At 66.2% G+C, this 19,627-nt stretch carries 17 protein-coding genes; 9 read left to right on the forward strand and 8 right to left on the reverse strand.

The genetic code is table 11. The features are described 5' to 3' along the window. Window positions 1-59 precede the first annotated feature (59 nt). Both AC1DWU_RS09780 and AC1DWU_RS09785 read right to left on the reverse strand, forming a co-directional pair. On the reverse strand, window positions 60-2,207 hold the full coding sequence (locus AC1DWU_RS09780) for a hypothetical protein (protein WP_477149786.1): 2,148 nt from the start codon (window positions 2,205-2,207) through the stop codon (window positions 60-62). 49 nt (window positions 2,208-2,256) lie between these two features. Continuing rightward, window positions 2,257-3,546 carry an adenylosuccinate synthase gene (locus AC1DWU_RS09785; RefSeq protein ID WP_477149787.1) on the reverse strand — a complete coding sequence of 430 codons (1,290 nt, stop codon included), beginning with the start codon at window positions 3,544-3,546 and terminating at the stop codon, window positions 2,257-2,259. Window positions 3,547-3,858: 312 nt separating this feature from the next. Between AC1DWU_RS09785 and AC1DWU_RS09790 the strand changes: the two genes are divergently transcribed. The 3 genes from AC1DWU_RS09790 (at window position 3,859) to AC1DWU_RS09800 (ending at window position 7,807) form a co-directional block, all read left to right on the forward strand. Next, window positions 3,859-5,229, forward strand: coding sequence for an FAD-binding oxidoreductase (locus AC1DWU_RS09790; RefSeq protein WP_477149788.1), 1,371 nt, complete (start codon window positions 3,859-3,861; stop codon window positions 5,227-5,229). A gap of 143 nt (window positions 5,230-5,372) precedes the next feature. Next, window positions 5,373-6,758, forward strand: coding sequence for an FAD-binding oxidoreductase (locus AC1DWU_RS09795; RefSeq protein WP_477149789.1), 1,386 nt, complete (start codon window positions 5,373-5,375; stop codon window positions 6,756-6,758). Between the two features lie 92 nt (window positions 6,759-6,850). Then, entirely contained in the window at window positions 6,851-7,807 is a 957-nt protein-coding gene (locus tag AC1DWU_RS09800) for a DMT family transporter (protein ID WP_477149790.1), read from the forward strand. Here the strand turns inward: AC1DWU_RS09800 and AC1DWU_RS09805 are convergent. After that, a complete protein-coding gene (locus AC1DWU_RS09805) occupies window positions 7,804-8,613 on the reverse strand; it encodes a helix-turn-helix domain-containing protein (RefSeq protein ID WP_477149791.1) in 810 nt (269 codons plus the stop codon). The genes AC1DWU_RS09800 and AC1DWU_RS09805 overlap by 4 nt on opposite strands. A 118-nt stretch (window positions 8,614-8,731) precedes the next feature. Here AC1DWU_RS09805 and AC1DWU_RS09810 point away from each other — a divergent pair, with 118 nt between their 5' ends. Then, window positions 8,732-9,112 carry a hypothetical protein gene (locus tag AC1DWU_RS09810; RefSeq protein WP_477149792.1) on the forward strand — a complete coding sequence of 127 codons (381 nt, stop codon included), beginning with the start codon at window positions 8,732-8,734 and terminating at the stop codon, window positions 9,110-9,112. Between the two features lie 57 nt (window positions 9,113-9,169). Here the strand turns inward: AC1DWU_RS09810 and AC1DWU_RS09815 are convergent, their stop codons facing one another. Continuing rightward, a complete protein-coding gene (locus tag AC1DWU_RS09815) occupies window positions 9,170-10,075 on the reverse strand; it encodes a LysR family transcriptional regulator (RefSeq protein ID WP_477149793.1) in 906 nt (301 codons plus the stop codon). 107 nt (window positions 10,076-10,182) lie between these two features. On the opposite strand from AC1DWU_RS09815, the gene AC1DWU_RS09820 reads away from it, so the two are divergent. Both AC1DWU_RS09820 and AC1DWU_RS09825 read left to right on the forward strand, forming a co-directional pair. Next, the gene (locus AC1DWU_RS09820; RefSeq protein WP_477149794.1) at window positions 10,183-10,680 is read left to right on the forward strand and encodes a cupin domain-containing protein; all 498 of its coding nucleotides are present in this window, start codon (window positions 10,183-10,185) and stop codon (window positions 10,678-10,680) included. A gap of 270 nt (window positions 10,681-10,950) precedes the next feature. Then, a complete protein-coding gene (locus AC1DWU_RS09825; RefSeq protein WP_477149795.1) occupies window positions 10,951-12,114 on the forward strand; it encodes an epoxide hydrolase family protein in 1,164 nt (387 codons plus the stop codon). 37 nt (window positions 12,115-12,151) lie between these two features. Here AC1DWU_RS09825 and serA read toward each other — a convergent pair whose 3' ends face one another. The 3 genes from serA to dld form a co-directional block, all read right to left on the reverse strand. Further along, window positions 12,152-13,738: a phosphoglycerate dehydrogenase gene (gene serA, locus AC1DWU_RS09830; RefSeq protein WP_477149796.1), complete on the reverse strand. Its 1,587-nt coding sequence runs from the start codon at window positions 13,736-13,738 to the stop codon at window positions 12,152-12,154. Window positions 13,739-13,839: 101 nt separating this feature from the next. Next, window positions 13,840-15,024 (reverse strand): phosphoserine transaminase, encoded by a 1,185-nt coding sequence (locus AC1DWU_RS09835; RefSeq protein WP_477149797.1) that lies wholly within the window; start codon window positions 15,022-15,024, stop codon window positions 13,840-13,842. Window positions 15,025-15,161: 137 nt separating this feature from the next. Next, window positions 15,162-16,871 (reverse strand): D-lactate dehydrogenase, encoded by a 1,710-nt coding sequence (dld, locus tag AC1DWU_RS09840; RefSeq protein WP_477149798.1) that lies wholly within the window; start codon window positions 16,869-16,871, stop codon window positions 15,162-15,164. A gap of 140 nt (window positions 16,872-17,011) precedes the next feature. On the opposite strand from dld, the gene AC1DWU_RS09845 reads away from it, so the two are divergent. The 3 genes from AC1DWU_RS09845 to AC1DWU_RS09855 all read left to right on the forward strand — a co-directional run bounded on the left by AC1DWU_RS09845 (window position 17,012) and on the right by AC1DWU_RS09855 (window position 18,773). Next, entirely contained in the window at window positions 17,012-17,677 is a 666-nt protein-coding gene (locus tag AC1DWU_RS09845; protein WP_477149799.1) for a GntR family transcriptional regulator, read from the forward strand. An 83-nt stretch (window positions 17,678-17,760) separates the two neighbouring features. Further along, a complete protein-coding gene (locus AC1DWU_RS09850; RefSeq protein ID WP_477149800.1) occupies window positions 17,761-18,345 on the forward strand; it encodes a biotin transporter BioY in 585 nt (194 codons plus the stop codon). Next, a complete protein-coding gene (locus AC1DWU_RS09855) occupies window positions 18,342-18,773 on the forward strand; it encodes a DUF1284 domain-containing protein (RefSeq protein WP_477149801.1) in 432 nt (143 codons plus the stop codon). The genes AC1DWU_RS09850 and AC1DWU_RS09855 overlap by 4 nt, the downstream gene beginning before the upstream one ends. 297 nt (window positions 18,774-19,070) lie before the next feature. Here AC1DWU_RS09855 and AC1DWU_RS09860 read toward each other — a convergent pair whose 3' ends face one another. Continuing rightward, complete coding sequence (locus AC1DWU_RS09860; RefSeq protein WP_477149802.1) at window positions 19,071-19,538, reverse strand: Ros/MucR family transcriptional regulator; 468 nt, start codon at window positions 19,536-19,538, stop codon at window positions 19,071-19,073. Window positions 19,539-19,627: the final 89 nt, after the last annotated feature.

Here is a 19,627-nt window from a genome sequence, read left to right on the forward strand (position 1 = left end):
AGTGCCAAAAAGAAAACGCCCGGACCAGGCCGGGCGTCTTGAACTCTGGGCGAACCCGATCAGTTCGTCGCGGTCTTGTTCCAGGCGCCGACGACCTCGGCGAACATCGTCTCGGCCGCGGCGTCCTTTTCGAGCGTGATGATCGCCCGCTTGCCGGTCGCGTAGATGAGCGCGAGATCCATCCACTTGCGCGAGGTCAACAGGTTGCTATTGGCCGCGACGTCGGCTGGCGAGGCGCTGAGCGCGAACAGGAACGAGTTGCCGACGACCCGGGCAGAGGCGCCAACCAGCGGCGTGCCCTGCACCAGTTCTTCGTTCTTCAGCAGCACGCCGGGCAGGCCGGCGATCGAGCCGCCTATGAAGCTGTCGGTCACCCGGAAGTTCACTTCCATCAGGTGGCTGGCCGGCAGGCTGGCATCGGAGTTCTTGCGGATCAGCACGTCGACCGCGAGGTTACGCGCCGGGATGTTCGCCTTGCCGATCAGCGTCGGCAGGCCCATCTCGTCGGTCCCCTTGCTCCACTCGACCGTGCCCGAGAACGGCACGGCGCCTGTGGTGCCGCCATCCGAGGCCTCGAGCAGCAGGGACTGGCTGCCGGCGAGGCTGGCCGGATCGACCGAAGCTCCGGCCTGATCGGTAGCCGCGGCGGTCGCGGTATCGGCGCCCAGCCGCTCGGACGAGGGCTCGACCAGCGGCAGTGCCTGGGTCTCGGCCACCGGAGCGGGCTCGGAACCGAGACGATCCTCGGTGCCGAGTTCTGCGGTCGGCGCAACGCTTTCGGCCGGCGTCGCGGTATTGCCGACGCCAGTGGCCGGCGTATCCGTTGCGGCGTCAGTGGAGGTCGAAGGCGTAACCACGGCCTGCTGCGTCGTCGGCGCACCGCGCCCAAACATCGCATCGAGGTCGATGAAGCCTTCACGCCAGGCCCAGAAGCCGGCGCCACCGGCGCCGATCAACAGCACGGCGAAAACGATAAGGAAGATCGTAACGGCGCCGAGGCCACGGCGCTCGTCCTCGGCCCGGGCCCGCGGGAAGCTGGGCTCGGCCTCACGGCGCTGCTTGCCGCGCGGCTCGCGTGCGTCACGGGCAAACACGCTGGCCTTGGCTGCCTTACCCTCGCGCTGCGACCGCGACACGGCCGGTGCGTCGGCCCGCAGGATCGATGGCGCAAAGCCGTTCTTGTGCGCCGGCTGCTCGTCGGCTTCGTCCTCGAACTCACCGTAACCGTTGCCGTTGGTCATCCCTCCGTCGAGATCACCATCGCCGCGTGCCTCGCGGTCGAGCGTCGCAATGGCGCGATCGATCGCGCCCTGCGGATCGGCCGGCGGAGCTTCTACCTCGACTTCGCGCACTGCCGACATGGCAGCGGCAATCGGCGGCTCGTTGAACAACGCCATCGGCTCCGCCACCTGGCGCGCCGCGGCCTGGCCACTCCGGCCTGCCGGCTCAAGGCGCGGCGACGGCAGCTCGCGGCGCGGCTCGAATACCGGTCCACGTGCCGCGCCACCAATCGGGGCGCCGAAGGCAGTGTTGCCGGTGCGGCTTTTGGCTGCCTCGGCACGAGCGACGATCGACGGCAATGGCGAACGCCCGGCGGGCGACTTGGCGGGGACCACGGAGCGGACCGGCGCCTGGCGCTGCGGCTGCTCGACTTCGTCCTCATCCTCGTCCGGCTGCACCGGGGCAGCCAGCTGCGGCTGCGGCCGCTGTGGCGGCACCAGCTTGGGCACCGGCTTGCCCATAGGCTTGGCATCGGGCCTGACGATCGAGCGCGAGCGATCCGACGACTCGGTCTGCTCGGCATTGGCGGCGGCGATGATCTCTTCGATCGAGCCACCCGGCGGCAGCGGACGCGGCGGCTCCTTGGCGCTTTGCGGCGCGGCTTTGGCGACGGGCTTGGCCAGCGCTGCTGGCGCCTTCTTGGCCGGCGCCTCGAAATACACCGGCGGCGGGGGCGGATTGTCTTCCTTGCTCGAGCCGAGCCCGGCGATCACTGCCTCGCTGGCTTCCTGCTCGACCTGGCGGATGCAATCTTCGAGCTGCAGGCGGTGAGCGGTGATGTCGCGGGCGGCCAATGGCGGATTAATGGCGCGCAACTGCCCGACGAGGGCAGCGCGTGCCTTCTCGTATACCGCGCGGCGCGCGGCCCCATTGTTCTCCGGCAGAGCTTCTACCGCCCTACGTAACAGCTCTTTGTAGTCCGCCATTCGCTAAACGACATCCGTAATTTTGGAGGCATGTTCTAACGAAAAAAACTCAGTCTTGGAACGGGTCCTGCACCAGAATGGTATCCAGCCTCTCAGGACTGGTGGAGAGCATGGCGACCGGCGCCCCGATCAGCTCCTCTATGTACCTGACGTACTTAACCGCCTGTGCCGGGAGTTCCGACCAGCTTCTCGCCCCTGCCGTAGTTTCCGACCACCCCTCTAGGGTTTCGTAAATCGGCTTAACAGCAGCTTGTGCTCCCATTGAGGCAGGCAAGTAGTCAATTCTTTGACCGTCGAGCTCATAGGCCACGCACACTTTGAGCTCTTTGAGGCCGTCTAGAACATCCAGTTTCGTCAACGCGATGCCGTTTATCCCCGACGTTCTCACGGTCTGACGCACCAGCACAGCGTCAAACCACCCGCAACGGCGCGGCCGGCCGGTGTTTACGCCGACTTCGCGACCAACAGTCGACAGGTGCCGGCCGATTTCATCATCGAGTTCGCACGGGAACGGGCCCTCGCCGACGCGGGTGGTGTAGGCCTTGGTAATCCCCAGCACATAGCCGATCGCCGTCGGGCCGAGACCCGAGCCGGCCGCCGCCTGCCCCGCCACGGTGTTGGAGGAGGTGACGAAGGGATAGGTGCCGTGATCGTTGTCGAGCAGCGCACCCTGTGCCCCCTCGAACAGGATGCGAGCGCCCGAGCGCCGCTTTTCGTCGAGCAACCGCCAGACCTGGTCGACGTAAGGCAGGATCTTGTCGGCGACTTCCATCAGCTCGTCGTAGAGCGCCTGAGCCGAGAGCTCGGCCATGCCCATGCCGCGGCGCAGCGCATTGTGGTGCCCGAGCAGCCGCTCGATCTTGGGCATCAGCGTATCGGGCTCACTGAGGTCGCAGACACGGATGGCACGGCGACCGACCTTGTCTTCATAGGCCGGGCCGATGCCGCGACGGGTGGTGCCGATCTTCAGCCCGGAATTGCCGCTCTCGCGCACCGCGTCGAGCTCGCGATGAAGGCTGAGGATCAGCGGCGCATTGTCAGCGATCTTCAGGACCTCGGGGGTGACGTCGATGCCCTGGGCGCCGATCTTTTCGACTTCCATGACGAAGTGATGCGGATCGACCACCACGCCGTTACCGATCACGCTCAGCTTGCCGCGCACCACGCCCGAGGGCAGCAGCGCCAGCTTGTAGCTCGTCCCGTCGATCACCAGCGTATGACCGGCATTGTGACCGCCCTGATAGCGCACCACCACGTCGGCACGCTCACTGAGCCAGTCGACGATCTTGCCCTTGCCTTCGTCACCCCACTGGCTGCCGACGACGATCACATTTGCCATGCGCTTATTGCCCCTCAGGAAGCGGCAGCCCGGCCGGGCCTGGTGCCGGCGGACCGCAAAGATCAGTTTCGATTTCGCTGCAACCTGACCGTGCGGCTTCCAGCGAGGAAGTCCGAGGTAGTTGCGGACGTCCTTTAGAGCAGTCCTTCTCAGATGACAAATCCCGTTGCGTCGCACCCCCCGAGAGTGAGACCTGAAGCGCGAAGCGGGATGCGATGCAACGAAGCGAGGTCTTCGCTCTAGCAATCACGGATAGTCACACCCATGTTACCGCAACCCAGCGCGCCAACACGAGAACCTGAGGTCAGGATTATGCCCCTCTCGACTGCCGCGAATACCCTACGCCTGCCCGCCGGATCCACCGGCCGGGTCATCACCGCAACTGATTCCGACTACGACAAGATCCGCGCCGTCATGTATGGCGGCTATGACAAACGCCCCGGCGCGATCGTCCGCGTAGCTGATGCCGCCGACATCTCCGCGGCCATCGCCTACACCAGAGACAGCGGGCTCGAGCTTGCCGTGCGCAGCGGCGGCCACAGCGGCGCCGGCCACTCGACGACGCAAGGCGGCCTCGTCATCGATGTTCGTGATCTCACCGAAATCGACATCGACCCCGCCACGCGCACGGTCTGGGTCGGCGCCGGCGTCACCGCTATCGCACTAACCGAGGCCCTCGCCCCGCACAACCTTATCGTCGGCTTCGGCGATGCCGGTACGGTCGGGATCAGTGGCATCACCCTGGGCGGTGGTGTCGGCTACCTGGCCCGCAAGTACGGCCTTTCCATCGACTCGCTGCTCGCCGTTGAGCTCGTCACCGCCGACGGGAAGCTCCTGCTCGCCGATGAAGCCAACCACCCGGAGCTGTTCTGGGCCCTGCGTGGTGGCGGCGGCAATTTCGGCGTGGTCACCCGGCTGAAGTTCCGGTTGCACCCCCTGCCCGCCTTCACCGGCGGCATGCTGGTGCTCCCGGCGACCGCCAAAACCATTGCCGGCTTCGTCGCCGCAGCGCAGGCGGCGCCCGAGGAGCTCTCGAGCATCGCCAATGTCATGCCGGCTCCGCCGATGCCGTTCCTCCCCGCCGAGCAGCACGGCAAGATGGTGATCCTTGCCATGCTCGCCTTTGCCGGTGAGCCCGAGGCGGCCGAGAAAGCCCTCGCCCCGTTCCGCGCCCTCGCCGCGCCACTGGCCGATTTCGTCAAGCCGGGGCCATACGCCAGCATGTATCCGCCGGAGGATCCGGACTACCACCCGACCGCGACGGCGCTGAACCTGCTTGTCGACCACATCGGAACCCCGGAAGCGGAGACGATCATCGGCTATCTCGAGGAGTCCGACGCGAGCCTCCGCGTCTGCCAGATCCGCGTGCTCGGCGGCGCTGTCGGACGAGTGGCCCCCGCGGCCACTGCTTATGCGCACCGCAAGAGCCCGATCATGCTCAACGTCGCCGCCTTCTACGACGGCGAGGCGGACAAGCCCACCAAGGAAGCCTGGGTGGCCGACTTCTCTAAAGCGCTCAACCAGGGCGATGACGGCGCCTACGTCAACTTCGTCGCCGACGAGGGTCCGGCCCGCGCCCGCGCCGCCTATCCCGGCGACACCTGGGACCGGCTGAGACAGGTGAAACGGGTTTACGACCCGGAGAACCTGTTCCGGCTCAACCAGAACATCCCGCCGGCCTGACGCCACTCGCGCCCGGATGTCCCAGCACATCCGGGCGCCCGTTTCATTCCTGATCCGGCGCTGAGCGGCGCATTCATTTGCCGTTCAATCCGCCGCCCCTAGAGGCCTGCGCTCCAACGCAAACCTCAGCGAGATTTCAGGGAATGGACAAACGCTTTCCGCTCGAAGACCAGATCGACATGCTGGCTTCGAGCCTGCGCGGCCGGGTGATCACAGCCCGCGAAGCCGCCTATGACGAGGTGCGCACCGTCGCCCTCGGTAACTTCGACCGGCGCCCGGCGGCGGTGATCCGTGTCGCCAACGTTGCGGACGTGGCGGCAGTGATCAACTTCGCCCGCGCCACCGATCTCGAGCTGGCGGTTCGCAGCGGCGGCCACAGCGTCGGTGGCCATAGCGGCACCGATGGCGGGCTGGTCATCGACCTGCGCGAGCTCAACGGCATCGAGGTCGACGCCGAGACGAGCACCGTCTGGGCGGGCACCGGCCTCACTTCGGGCGAAGTGACCCGCGCCGTCGAGCAGCACGGCCTGATCGTCGGCTTCGGCGATTCCGGCACCGTCGGCATCGGTGGCCTGACGCTCGGCGGCGGCATCGGCTACATGGTGCGCAAGCACGGCCTCACCATCGACTCCCTGCTGGCGGCCGAAGTGGTGACGGCGTCCGGCGACATCCTGATCGCCGACGAGACCAACCACCCCGACCTGTTCTGGGCGCTGCGTGGCGGCGGCGGCAATTTCGGCGTGGTGACGCGGCTGAAGTTCAAGCTTAACCCGCTCCCGTCCTTCGTCGGCGGTCCGCTGGTCCTGCCGGCAACGGCCGAGAACATCGCGACGTTCGCGGCGCTGGCTGATGCTGCGCCGGATGCGCTGTCGACCATCGCCATGGTGATGCCCGTCCCACCGGTGCCGTTCGTGCCGGCCGAATACCATGGCAAGCTGGCGCTGATCGGCATGATGGCCTTCTCGGGCACGCCCGAAGCCGCGGCGCTCGCCCTGGCGCCGTTCCGCGCCATCGCTGCGCCGATCGCCGACCTGGTGCGGCCGGCGCCCTACTCCAGCATGTACGCCATGGATCCGCCGCCCGAGATGCGCCCGGCGGTGTCGTGTCGCTCGCGCTTCGTCGATCATGTCAGCGTCGAGACCGCCGCAAAGATGCTGGCGGCGCTCGAGGCCTGTCCGAGCCCGATGAAGATGGGCCAGATCCGCGTCCTCGGCGGCGCATATTCCCGGGTCGCCACCCAGGCGACGGCCTTCGCGCACCGGCGGAGCAAGATCATGGTGGCCTTCCTCGCCATGTATGAGGGCGGCGCCGACGTCACGGCCCACTTCGACCGCTGGGCAACCGACGCCATCGGCACCGTGCGGCAGGACAACTCCGTCGCCTACGTCAACTTCCTCGGCATCGAGGGTGGCGAAGGCCTCCGCGCCGCCTATCCCGGCTCGACCTGGGACCGCCTGCGCCAGATCAAGGCCAAGTACGACCCGGAGAACCTGTTCCGGCTCAACCAGAACATCCCGCCGGCCGCCTGACGGGCTGGCGCGACGCACCAAGGCTGACTAAGTTCGCGCCTTCTTCGGCCGCCGCCCACCGTGGCGGCCGATGCCCGAACCAGACGGCCCCAATGACCAACTCCTCTGCCACGACCGGCGCCCGGGCGTTCCACGCCCTGATGGATCGCCCCTACCTGATCCTCGTCCTCACCACGCTGTTCTGGGGCGGCAATGTCGTGGCCGGCAAGCTGGCGGTCGGCCATATCGACGCGCACTCGCTGATGATCCTGCGCTGGACCGGCGCACTGCTGCTGGTGCTGCCCTTCGCCATCGGCCCGCTGAAGCGCGACTGGCCGGTGATCCGGGCCAAGTGGTGGCTCTACCTGTTCTACGGCGCGGTCGGCTTCGCCACCTTCAACGTGCTGGTCTACGTCGCCGCCTATTACACTTCGGGCGTCAACACCTCGCTCGAGCAGGTGGCGGTCAACATCTTCGTCATCATCCTCAACTTCGCGCTGTTCCGCACCCGAGTGCGCAGCCTGCAACTGCTCGGCGTGCTGATCACCATCCTCGGCGTGGCAATCATCGCCACCCACGGCGACCTCGCCCGCATCCTGAAGCTGGAAGTGAACTTCGGCGACCTCCTGGTGATCCTCGCCTGCTTCGCCTACGCCATCTATTCGATCGCGCTGCGCTGGCGCCCGCAGACCCACTGGCTGAGTTTCCTCGCCGCCACCTGCACCGGCGCCATCATCGCCTCGCTCGTCTACCAGGCCACCCTCGGCAACGGCACCGCGGCTCTCCCCGCCAACCTCGCCGCCATCGACATGCAGGGCTGGCTGATCGCCGCCTACACGGTGATCTTCCCCTCGGTGATCTCGCAATTGCTCTACGTCCGCGGCGTCGAACTCATCGGCTCCAACCGCGCCAGCCTGTTCGTCAACCTGATCCCGCTGTTCGGCACCGTGGGCTCGGTGATCGTGCTGGGTGAAGCATTGCAGCCGTTCCATCTCGTCGCGGCGGTACTGGTGGCCGCTGGCATCGTGCTGGCCGAGTTCTCCGCGCGCCGGGGTCAACCGGCCGCCTAGCCGTTCGCCAGCGAGGCCAACAGCGCCGCCGTCTCGGCATCCGCCGGGAGGAACGCCTCGATCACCAGTTCGCTGAGGGTGATCTCGGTGGGCGTGCCGAACACCGTGGTGGTGGAGATGAAGCTGGCGACGGCGTCGCCGAAGCGCATCTTCATCGGCACGAATACGCCGCCATGCTCGTCGCGACCTTCGTGGCCGGCGGGGATGCTGGTGATCTCGCGCAGCTCTTCGAGCAGGTCGGCGATGACGGGATCGCCGCTTGCTTCGAGCTGGGCTGCGACCCGGCGCAGGATGTCGCGGGCCCATTCGTCGTAGTTGACGATCAGCTTTCCCAGCCCCTCCGGGTGGAGGCTGAGGCGAAGCACGTTGATTGGCTCCTGCAGCAGCTCGGGATTGGTGACCTGAGCCAGGAACGGCGCCGCGGCGGCATTGGCCGACACCAGGTTCCAGCCGCGATCGACTGCGATGGCCAGGTAGGGCTCGTAGGCCTTGAGCACCAGATCAACGGCAGCGCGCGCCGGCGCCAGATCTGGGTGATCGAGCCGCCGCTCCGGGTAGACCGGCGCGTAGCCCGCTGCCAGCAGCATCAGGTTGCGTATCCGCAGCGGCACGCCGAGGCCGGCGGCGATGCGCAACACCACCTCGCGGCTGGGGACCGAGCGGCCGCTTTCGATGAAGCTGAGGTGTTTCTGGCTGAGCTCGATCTCGAGCGAGAGCGCCAGCTGGCTGAAGCGCCGATGCTGCCGCCAGTCGCGGATGTAGTCACCGATGGAACGGTCGGAGGCCGTGGCTTGTGCGTGTGTCATGTCGAGGACCCTAACCGGTCGCGCCGTCGGTTCAATTACCTCTGCGTTAGTTGAGATGAGGAAGCGGGAGGTAGAAATGTGTCGCCGTCACTCACGACCCCCCGACGGAGAAACTGAAATGAACCTCGTCCGCTTTGCCTTTGTTGCCGACGCCGTTGCAACCGTTGCCACCGGCGCGCTGCTCGCCATCGGCGGCAGCCTCCTCACCGGCCTGACCGGCCTGCCGGCAACCGCGACGCTGCCGCTCGGCCTGTTCCTCATCGCCTTTGCCGCGTTCGTCGGCTGGGTCGGCATGCAGCAGCAGACGCCGCGCAGTGCCGCGATGCTGATCGTCATTGTCAACGCCGCGTGGGTCGTCGGCAGCGTCATCGTGCTGCTGGCCGGCACGTTCCCCCTGACCCTCCTCGGCGTGGCTTTCGTCATCGCCCAGGCCGTCGCGGTTGCGGCGCTAGCCGCCCTCCAGTGGATCGGCCTCGGCCGGGCTCGCGCCCTCGCCTGAGGATTGCGGGCCAGCAAAACCGTCCTCGCGGGTGCACCGCGAGGGCGGTTCTCGCAGCTAGTGCCAATCCGGGTCTCCCGGAGACGGCCGGCGCGACAATCTTGGCCCGAGCGAGACGATGAAATCGGCGACCGCCCGCACCCTGGCGGTCCGCGCCAGGTCGCGGTGCATCACCAGCCAGGCATCGATCGAGATCACCTGTTCGGGCGGCACCACGCAAACGAGGCCCTGATCGCCGTCGGCGCCGAAGCACGGCAGAATGGCGAGGCCCAGGCCGGCTCGGCAGGCATCGAACAACAGTCGCGTCGTGTTGACGCGCAGCGCAATGTGCGCGCCGGCCGCATGCTCGGCCAGCCAGGCCCCACCCCGAAGGTTGGCCATCTCCTCGATCCACGAGATGATCTCGACCTTGCGGAAATCCACCGCACCCTCTTCCAGGTGCCTCGAAACGACATAGCCAGGCGAAGCGTAGACCGCGAGATCGACCGCCCCCACCCGGCGCATCAGCAGTTCCCCCTTGTCCGGCCGTACCGTCCGCAGCGCCAGGTCGGCATCGCGGCGCGTCAGGCTCGAGAGATCAAGGCGCGCCAGTACCTCGAGCGAGATCAGGGGATGGTAGCTGCAAAAGCTGGGCAGGGCCGGCACGATCACCATCGTTGCGAGGTCTTCGGTGGTGGCAACCCGCACCCGACCCGCGAGCCGCTGGTCAGCGCCCATGGTCTCGCGTTCCAGTGACAGCACCGCCTCTTCGGCCTCTTCCGCCTTGGCGAGGACAGCGGTGCCGGTTTCGGTCAAGAGGTAGCCAGTGGACCGGCGCTCGAACAGCTGTGCGCCGAGCTTCTCCTCGAGCGCCTCGACATGTCGGCCGACCGTCGCCGCACTGCTCTTGAGGGCCCGGGCCGCATCGGTGAGGCTGCCGGTGCGCGCCACGGCGAGAAAGTGCCGGAGATCATCCCATTCCATGGCAACCCCAGAAATGAAAAACGGCCTATCAGTCTTTGCTGTAGCACGTGAGCGGACCGCGGCGCGAATGTGGCGATGGCAATAACTTCAACGCCAGGGAGGTCTGAATGCAGGTGATACGCGAACAATCGAACGACGTGATGCTCAAGCCGAAGTTCCTGACACCGGAGGCGGGGCTGCGGCTGCAGTCGGGTCCCGGGCGCGATCTCATCTTCAAGGTGACCGGCGAAGACACGGCCGGAAAGTTCGACTACTTCGTCGTCGAGGTGGCGCCCCATGGCGGCCCGCCCCTGCACGTCCATCATCTGCAGGAGGAAACGCTGCAGGTGCTGAAGGGGCGTTTCAAGGTGCGCTGCGGCGAGCAGACCGCGATCGTCGACGAAGGCGGTTTCGTCTATCTGCCCGCCGGCGTGCCGCACGCCTTCCTCAACCTCACCGACGAGCCGGCCGAGGTGCTGGTGGTCTACGTGCCTGGCGGCGGCCACAAGTTCTACGAGGAACTGGGCCCCGTGGCGCGTGCCGCAAATCCCGACCGGGCGGCTATCGCGGCCGTGTTCACCCGCCACGGCATGACCTTGCTCGGGCCGCCGCTGAGCCGCGACTGACCAAACAGGCGAGGCGCTGCAAACGTCCCCGTGGGAGACCGCGGGGACGTTGCATTTTGGGTCGAAGATTGGCCGGTCCCGGCGCTGCTGACAGGCTCTGTCAGCAGTGCTGGCGCAATGTTCTGGGGCCGGCAGAGACCGGCACCGAAACAGCGAGGACGACCGAAAATGCCCCTGACCCGTCGATCCCTCATCCGGTCCGCCGTAGCCGCAGCACTCGTGCCGGCGTTCACGGCCATCGCCAATTCAGCCGCCCGAGGAGAGACCGCCATGTCTACCGCCAAGACGTCCACCGCCAAGCCCCATAAGATCGCCATCGCCGACGCCGACATCGCTGACCTCAAGAACCGCCTGCGCAGCGCCCGCTGGCCGGTAGAAGTCGCCCCCGACACCTGGGAACGCGGCATTCCCGGCGGCTATCTCCGCCAGCTCGCCGAACGCTGGGAGGCCTTCGACTGGCGCGCCAAAGAGGCGGAGCTCAATCAGTACGACCAGGTGATGCTCGAGTTCGAGGGCGAGCAGATCCACGCCTTCCACATCCGCTCGAAGCACGCCAATGCGACCCCGCTGGTGCTGTGCCACGGCTGGCCGAGTTCGGGCATCGAGTACCTGAAGCTGGTCGAGCCGCTGACCAATCCGACGGACGGCAAGGACGCCTTCCACCTGGTGATCCCGACCGCTCCCGGCTTCGGCCTATCCCCTGCCCCGCGCCAGCCCGGCTGGACCGCCGGCAAGACGGCAGCAGCCATCGCCGAACTGCTCAACCAGTTCGGCTACGATCGCTTCGCCATCCACGGCACCGACATGGGATCGGACGTCGCGGCGCAGCTTGATGTGCTGACCAATGGCCGCGCCATCGGCCTCCACCTCGGCACCGATCTCGACAGCGTCATAGCCGTCGCCTCGTTCATGGGCGGCGACTTGAGCCAGAACCCGGCGCTGTCCGACGAGCAGAAGCAGCGGGCCGGAGCCCTGCTGGCGAAGGTCGCCGATCGCAACGGCTACATCGCCATCCAGTCGACCCGTCCCAAGACGCTCGGCTATGCGCTGAACGACTCGCCCATCGGCCAGCTCGCCTGGATCGCCGAGAAGTTCGAGGCCTGGACCAACCCGAACAAGGCGACGATCGAGGACGCGGTCGATATCGACCAGTTCCTGACCAATGTGAGCCTCTACTGGTTCGGCGGTGGCGGTTCCGCCTCGGCGAATGCGTTGTGGGAGGCGTTCAAGGCCATGGGCTGGGCGCCGCCCAGCGCCACGCCGCGCGGCGTCGCCGTGTTCAACGCCAGCGACCTGGTCCGCCCACTGTTCGACCCCCAACACCAGATTGGCCACTGGAGCGAGTTCAAAGAAGGCGGCCACTTCCCGGCGATGGAGGAGCCGGCATTGCTCGCCGGAGACCTGCAAAAGTTCTTCAGCCCGCTGCGGGGCTGAAGCAAGAAGGCCGGGCACTGGGCCCGGCCTTTCGTTCTTACTGGAAGGCCAGTGCCTTGGCCTGCTTCACGCCGGGCAAACCGGCGATTTCCTTGAGCTGGTCGGCGTTCACCGAGCCGTCGATCGACAGCAGCGCGATGGCGTCGCCCCCCACCTCGGCGCGGCCGAGGTTGAAGTTGGCGATGTTGATGCCGAGGTTGCCGAGCAGCGTGCCGAGGCGGCCGATATGGCCCGGCTTATCCTCGTTGGTGACGTAGAGCATCGCCGGGGTCAGCTCGGCGTCCATGTTGATGCCCTTGACCTGGATGATGCGCGGCTTGCCGTTGGCGAAGATGGTGCCGGCCAAGCCCCGTTCCTGCCGCTCGGTGATCACCGTGAGTCGGATGTAGCCCTCGTAGGCGCCCTGCTGGTCGCGGGTGATGATCTCGACATTGATGCCGCGATCCTTGGCGATCTGCGGGGCCGAAACCATGTTCACCTCGGCCACCTGCGGCTTCAGCACACCGTTGATCGCGGCTGCGGTCATCGGCTTGGTGTTGAGCGCGGCGACATTGCCCTCGTACTCGATGCGGATGCCCTTGATCGAGGTCTCGGTCAGCTGGCCGGCGAACGAGCCCAGCGCTTCGGCGAGCTTGATCCACGGAGTGAGGCGCGGCGCTTCCTCGGCGGTGATCGAGGGGAAGTTCAGCGCGTTGGCGATCTCGCCGGTGTTGAGGTAGGCCGAGATCTGCTCGGCCACCTGCAGCGCCACGTTCTCCTGCGCTTCGGTGGTCGAGGCGCCGAGGTGCGGGGTAGCGATGAAATTGTCCAGCTCGAACAGCGGGTTGTTCTGCGCCGGCTCCTCGACGAACACGTCGAACGCGGCGCCGGCGACCTTGCCCGACTTCAGCGCTTCGTAGAGCGCCGCCTCGTCGACGAGACCGCCGCGGGCGCAGTTGATGATGCGGACGCCGGGCTTCATTTTCTCGATCGCCGCGGCGTCGATAATGTTACGGGTGGCATCGATCAGCGGCGTGTGCAGCGTGATGAAATCGGCGCGCTTCAGCAGCTCGTCGAGCTCCACCTTCTCGACGCCGATCGCCTGGGCGCGCTCGGGCGTCAGGAACGGGTCAAACGCCACGACCTTCATCTTGAGGCCCTGCGCACGGTCGGCAACGATCGAGCCGATATTGCCGGCGCCGATGAGGCCGAGGGTCTTGCTGGTGACTTCGACGCCCATGAAGCGGTTCTTCTCCCACTTGCTGGCCTTGGTCGAGGCGTCGGCTTCGGGGAGCTGGCGGGCAAGTGCGAACATCATGGCGATGGCGTGTTCAGCCGTAGTGATCGAGTTGCCGAACGGGGTGTTCATCACGATGATGCCGGCCTTGGTGGCGGCGGGGATATCGACGTTGTCGACGCCGATGCCGGCGCGGCCGATCACCTTCAAGTTCTTGGCGGCGCTGAGGATTTTCTCGGTGACCTTGGTCGCCGAGCGGATCGCGAGACCGTCATACTGGCCGATCACCTCGAACAGCTTGTCCTTGTCCTTGCCGAGATCGGGCAGATAATCGACGTCGATATTGTTGTCCTTGAAGATCTGGACAGCGGTCTTCGACAGCTTGTCCGAAACGAGAACCTTGGGCATGTCGCCCTCCTCTTGCCGCGGGAATGCCACGCGGATGAATGGAAATCGATGGAAAGGACCGCCCCTGTTCCAGGGAAAGGAGCGGTGAAGCTCGTGAACTTCTAGGCTGCTGCCTTGGAAAGTGCGGCCTTCTCCGTCGCGAAGGCGAAATCGAGCCACGGCGTCAGTGCCGCGAGGCTATCGGCATCGACGGTCGAGCCGGCCCAGATGCGCAGACCGGTCGGGGCATCGCGATAGCCGCCGATGTCGTAGGCGACGCCGGCCTTGTCGAGCCGCGAAACGATCGCCTTGGCGAAGGCCGCCTGCGCGTCCTCGGAAAGCGCCGTGATCTCCGGATCGGAGATGACGAGGCAGACCGAAGTGTTCGAGCGCTCGGCTTCGTTCCTGGCGAGGAAATCGACCCACGGGGTCTTGGCCACCCAGTCGTTCAACACCTTGAAGTTGGCGTTGGCGCGCGCCTGCATGCCCTTGAGGCCGCCAACCGTCTTGCCCCACTCCATCGCGTCCACCGCGTCCTCGATGCAGAGCATCGACACCGTGTTGATGGTGGCGCCCTCGAAGATATCGGCCATGAGCTTGCCGCCCTTGGTCATGCGGAAGACCTTGGGCAGCGGGCGATCCGGCTTGAAGGTCTCGAGCCGCTCAACGGCGCGGGGCGAAAGGATCAGGATGCCGTGCGCGGCTTCACCGCCGAGCGCCTTCTGCCACGAGAAGGTGACGACATCGAGCTTTGCGAAGTCGAGATTCTGCGCGAAGGCGGCCGAGGTTGCGTCGCAGATGGTGAGGCCCTTGCGGTCGGCCGGGATCCAGTCGGCGTTCGGGACGCGGACGCCCGAGGTGGTGCCGTTCCAGGTGAAGACGACGTCGTTGTCGAAGTTGACGGTCTTGAGGTCCGGCAGCTCGCCATACCGCGCCTTCAGCACGCGGACATTATCGAGCTTCAGCTGCTTCTGGACGTCGGTGACCCAGCCTTCGCCGAACGACTCCCAGGCCAGCATGTCGACACCGCGAGCGCCGAGCATCGACCACAGCGCCATTTCGACGGCGCCGGTATCGGAAGCGGGGACGATGCCGATCAGGTAGTCGGCGGGCACTTCGAGCAGCTCGCGGGTCAAGGCGATAGCCTTCTCGATGCGCGCCTTGGCGGGCTTGGCCCGGTGCGAGCGGCCGACGAGCGCGTCGGCAAGCACGTTCACCGTCCAGCCAGGACGTTTGGCACAGGGGCCCGACGAAAAATTGGGGTTAGCCGGTTTCACTGCCGGCGCAGTCAGGGGCAAATCAGCCATGGCGACCCTCCCAGGTCGAAAGCCTCACGTTAGGGTGAGGTGTCCTGGGACGGGCAGATACTCCTCATGACGGGAGCGCGTCAAGCGTCCAAAAGTCTGGTGGTGATACCGAGCAATGCAGACGGCCTGACCTCGCGCTACGCCCAATCCTTGAGCTTCGAGGTCTGCCCGATGCCCGGGTTCATCGTGTTCGTCGGGTCGAGCGAGCGGTAGAAATCGGCCAGCACGGGCTTGGCGGTGTAGAGGTGGCCGACATTGTGCTCGGAGGGGAACTCGATGCCGCGGCCGTTGAGGTGGGCGATGATCTTGTGCTCGAGCGCCAGCCAGTCGGTGCCCTTTTTCACTGCGTAGTCGTAGTGGAACACCTGGCAGAAGAAGTGGCCGCAGGGAATGCGGCGCACGATGCTGTCCTCGATGCCCTCGGGCAGCGTCTCGCGCCAATCGATGGTGTTGCGCGGCAGGGCCAGGTCGAGCGCGACGATGTTTTCGACCGTATCGGGATTGACGGCGCGGAAGCGGACCGAGCCGCCGCCGACCGCATAGCGGTTGCGGAAGGCCGCGGCCGCCTCCTCGTCGTCGCACTCGAAGAAGTCGCCATCCGCCGTGGGGAAGATCGACTTGAGATAGGCGCGCGCCTCCTCGATCCCCTCGCCGTCCATGCGCAGCAGCAGGTGGTGCTGGTAGCGGTCGCGGAAGGCGTTCATCCGCACCGGCAGATGGTTGGGCAGCAAGCCGGTGATCACCTGCAGCAGGCGGTCCGACAGGTTGGTGCCCAGCCCCAGCCGGCCGGTGATCGCGTCGAACCGGCTCTTCAGCGCGAAAGCGGTCGGGATGCGCTCGGTACCGGCATATTTGATCAGCAGGTAGAGGTCCTTGCCGTATTTCTCAGCCAGCGCGTAGGCGTCCTGGTGCAGGTATTCGCCCGCCACAGGCAGCGCCTTGAACTGGCTGAGGATGTGGCGGCGGATATTGGTCAGCTCCATGAAGTCGTTGGAGCCGACGTAGAACACCTTCGACGGGCCGGAGCTCGGAAAGGTGTCGAGCCGGACGGCGAAGATGCAGAGCTTGCCGGCGCTGCCGGCGGCCTCGTAGAGCAGCCGCGGATCGTTGTTGAAGCGGGCGGGACCCGGCGCCGCGATATCGCGCACCAACGTCGAATAATCGGGGTCGGAGGCCAGCTTGCCGGTGTCGTGCCAGACGTCGGCTTCGGAGTACTTGCCGCTATCCAGCCGCGACAGGATCTCCTCGGGATCGTTGCCGAGCTCAATCCCGAGATGATTGATCAGCGACACGCTGCCGTCCTCGCCGACCCGGGCATAGAGCGCCAGCTGGGTGAAGGCGGGGCCGCGCCGCAGCAGCGCGCCGCCGGAATTGTTGCTGACCCCGCCGACTACTGAGGCGCCGATGGTGGTGGAGCCGATTACCGAATGCGGCTCGCGCCCGAGCGGCCGGATCAGCTTTTCCAGCCGATGCAGCGTCGCGCCGGCGAGGGCGAGCACCTGCCCGCCGCCCTTGAGCATGTCGATGCGGCCGATTCGCATGGTGTTGATCAGCACGACCTCGCGGTCGTAGTCGTCGCCGAACGGCGTCGAGCCGCCGTTGAGGCCGGTATTGGCCGCCTGCATGATGACGATGCGGCCAGCCTCGATGGTGGCCTTAAACACCCGCCACTGCTCGAGCAGCGTGCCGGGCCGCACTACTGCCAGCACCTTGCCTTCGCCGTACCGATAGCCCTTGCGAAAGCGGCGGGTGCGTCGCGCGTCGGTCAGCACGTAGCTGTCGCCGACAAAGCCGCGCAACTGCGCCAGCAGGGCGTCGCCGGAAATCTGGGTCGGAGAGGTGATCATTGCAGGTCTGTCGCTATTCGTCGGCCGGGCACTTGCATAGGCCGGAACTGCGCCAGCGTCGACGCCAGCTTTCGTCGCGGTTCGTAACCGTCGGGCACGATTGACTAATTGGCCGACGCAGGCGATGAATTATCTATAAAATGACCAGCACAGCCAAAGACGACACCGTTTCGGTGCGGATCAGCAAAATTCTCGCCGAGCGGATCATCGCCGGGGACATCCCGTCCGGCACGCGCTTGCGACAGGACCACATTGCCGAGGAGTTTGGCGCCAGCCATGTGCCGGTGCGCGAGGCGTTCCGGCTGCTCGAGGCGCAAGGGCTGGCGGTGAGCGAGCCGCGCCGCGGGGTGCGGGTTGCCGGCTTCAGCCTCGACGAAGTGCGCGAGGTGGCCGAAATGCGCGCCGCGCTCGAAGTGCTGGCGCTGCGCTATGCCAGTCCGCACTTGACCAAGGCCATCCTCGACGAGGCCGAGAGCGTCACCAAGGCTGGCGACAGGGCAAGCGACGTACAGGCCTGGGAGGAGGCGAATCGCGCCTTTCATCGACTGATCATCGCGCCTTGCGGTATGCCGCGCCTGCTCAAGAGTATCGATGATCTGCACAGCGCCAGTGCCCGCTTCCTGTTCTCGGGCTGGCGGGCAGAGTGGGAAGCGCCGACCGATCGGGACCACATGGCGATCCTCGCGGCGTTGCGGGCGGGCGATATCGACACCGCGGCCTCGGTGCTCGCCAGGCACATCCGGTGGAGCGGCCAGGAGCCACGGAAGCCGGGCCAGCGGCCCGCAAAAGCCGCCACCGGGCGATAGCCTCTTGCAAAGCTCCCGCTTCTGTGGACTTCTTTAGCGATAGATATGAAAAATTATCTATAACTCGCGCAAGGAGCTCATTCGTGTCGAACGCCGCCGCCCTCACTCCCGCCTTCAGCCCACTCGATCTGCGAAGCCGCCCACTCGCCTGGCAGGCGGGTGCAGTTGTTCTCGGCACGCTGTTCCTGGCGCTCTCGTCCTATATCGAGGTGCCGATGGTGCCGGTGCCCGTCACCATGCAGACTTTCGCCGTGGCCATGGTCGGCGCACTCTACGGCTGGCGACTCGGAGCGATCACCATCATCGCCTGGCTCGCCGAAGGCGCCCTCGGACTGCCGGTTCTCGCGGGCGGAGCGTCGGGCGCGCTGCACTTCGTCGGCCCCACCGGCGGCTATCTCTTCGCTTTCCCGGTCGTTGGCGCACTGGTCGGCTGGCTCGCCGAACGCGGCTGGAACGGCCACCGGCCGGTGCTGGCCTTTGTCAGCATGCTGCTGGGCAACCTGCTTTGCCTCGTGCTCGGCGCGGCTTGGCTCGCCACCATCATCGGCGTCGAGGCGGCCTTCACCAGCGGCGTGGCCCCGTTCATTATCGGTGGCGTGCTGAAGTCGGTGCTCGGCGCCGCAGTGCTTGCGCTTCTCGCCCGCGGCAAGGTTCGCGCCGCACAATGACGGTCCGGCTGCGCCCGCATCACCTGCTTTGCCTGCTGACCTACGCAGGCAAAGGCTACAGCGCAGCGTTCACCGCCAATTACGACGCCATCGCCGCTCGGATCGGCGATGGCGAAGACATCACGATCGTCGCGGGGCCGGACGACATCTGCGCCCCGCTACTGGCCGATGCCGATCCGCACTGCCATCGCGACAGCGTCACGGAACGCGACCGGTTGGCGCTCCGCGATGTCGGCGACCTGCTGGCCACACCGCTCGATCTCGGCCATCGCCTGGAACTGAACCGCGCCCTGCTGCTCCAGATGCGCGACGCCTTTTCGGCGGGCCGAACCCGTCAGGCCTGCGCCGGTTGCGAGTGGCACGGGCTCTGCACCACCATCTCGGCCGGCGGCTACGCCGGAACAGCGCTGCCGAACGCCGCCGGCTAACGCCCCGCCCACTCGCCGGTGATCGATCGCGCGCGCGACTACTCGAGTTTCACTGACTTGCTGCTGAGAACAGGCATAACGGCCACATCACGGCCGGGGGCCTAGTATGGTTAAGCATAGGAAATTCGGGTCCTATGTCCTACTGCTCCCTCCCCCACCAAATGGAGGGGGCAGTTTTTTGAGGCGCCATCCCGGTGGCGCCCGCGATGCCGCGGCCCACCCGCCGCGGCACGCGATCTGCTAGGATAATAAACCGGCGCCAGGCGCGTCGGTTTGGGTGTTCGCTCGTCGATGACGTCAGGAAACGACCTTCGCACGGCCACGAGTGGCCGGCGTTTTGGGCTTGCGGCCGAGGCCAATCGTCTTGGCCAGGCGCGACCGCGCTTCCGAGTAGGTTGGCGCCACCATAGGATAGTCCACCGGAAGACCCCATTTCGCCCGGTATTCCTCGGGCGACATGTCGTATTCGGTCCTGAGATGACGCTTCAACGACTTGAACTTCTTTCCGTCTTCGAGGCAGATCAAGTATTCCGGCGTGATCGATTTCTTGATCGATACCGCCGGCCGAAGTTCGACTGCTGCCTCAGCTTCCACGACACCACCGAGTCCCGACAGCGTTGCATGCACGCTGGCGATCAGCTTGGGAATATCGCTGGCGCTGAGAGCATTGTGACTCACATAAGCGCTGACGATATCGGCGCTCAGTTCGACCAGTTGGGAACTCCTCGCATCTGCCGCAGCCAAGTTCGATGTTCCTGATTCCATTCGTCCCTCGTTATTGTTGCCTAGGTTTCGGGTCCTATATGCGGGAACTGCGGCCCACCCGCCGCGCTTCTCGCAGTTATTGTGCTAGC

Source organism: Devosia sp. P2_G7, assembly GCF_056403495.1.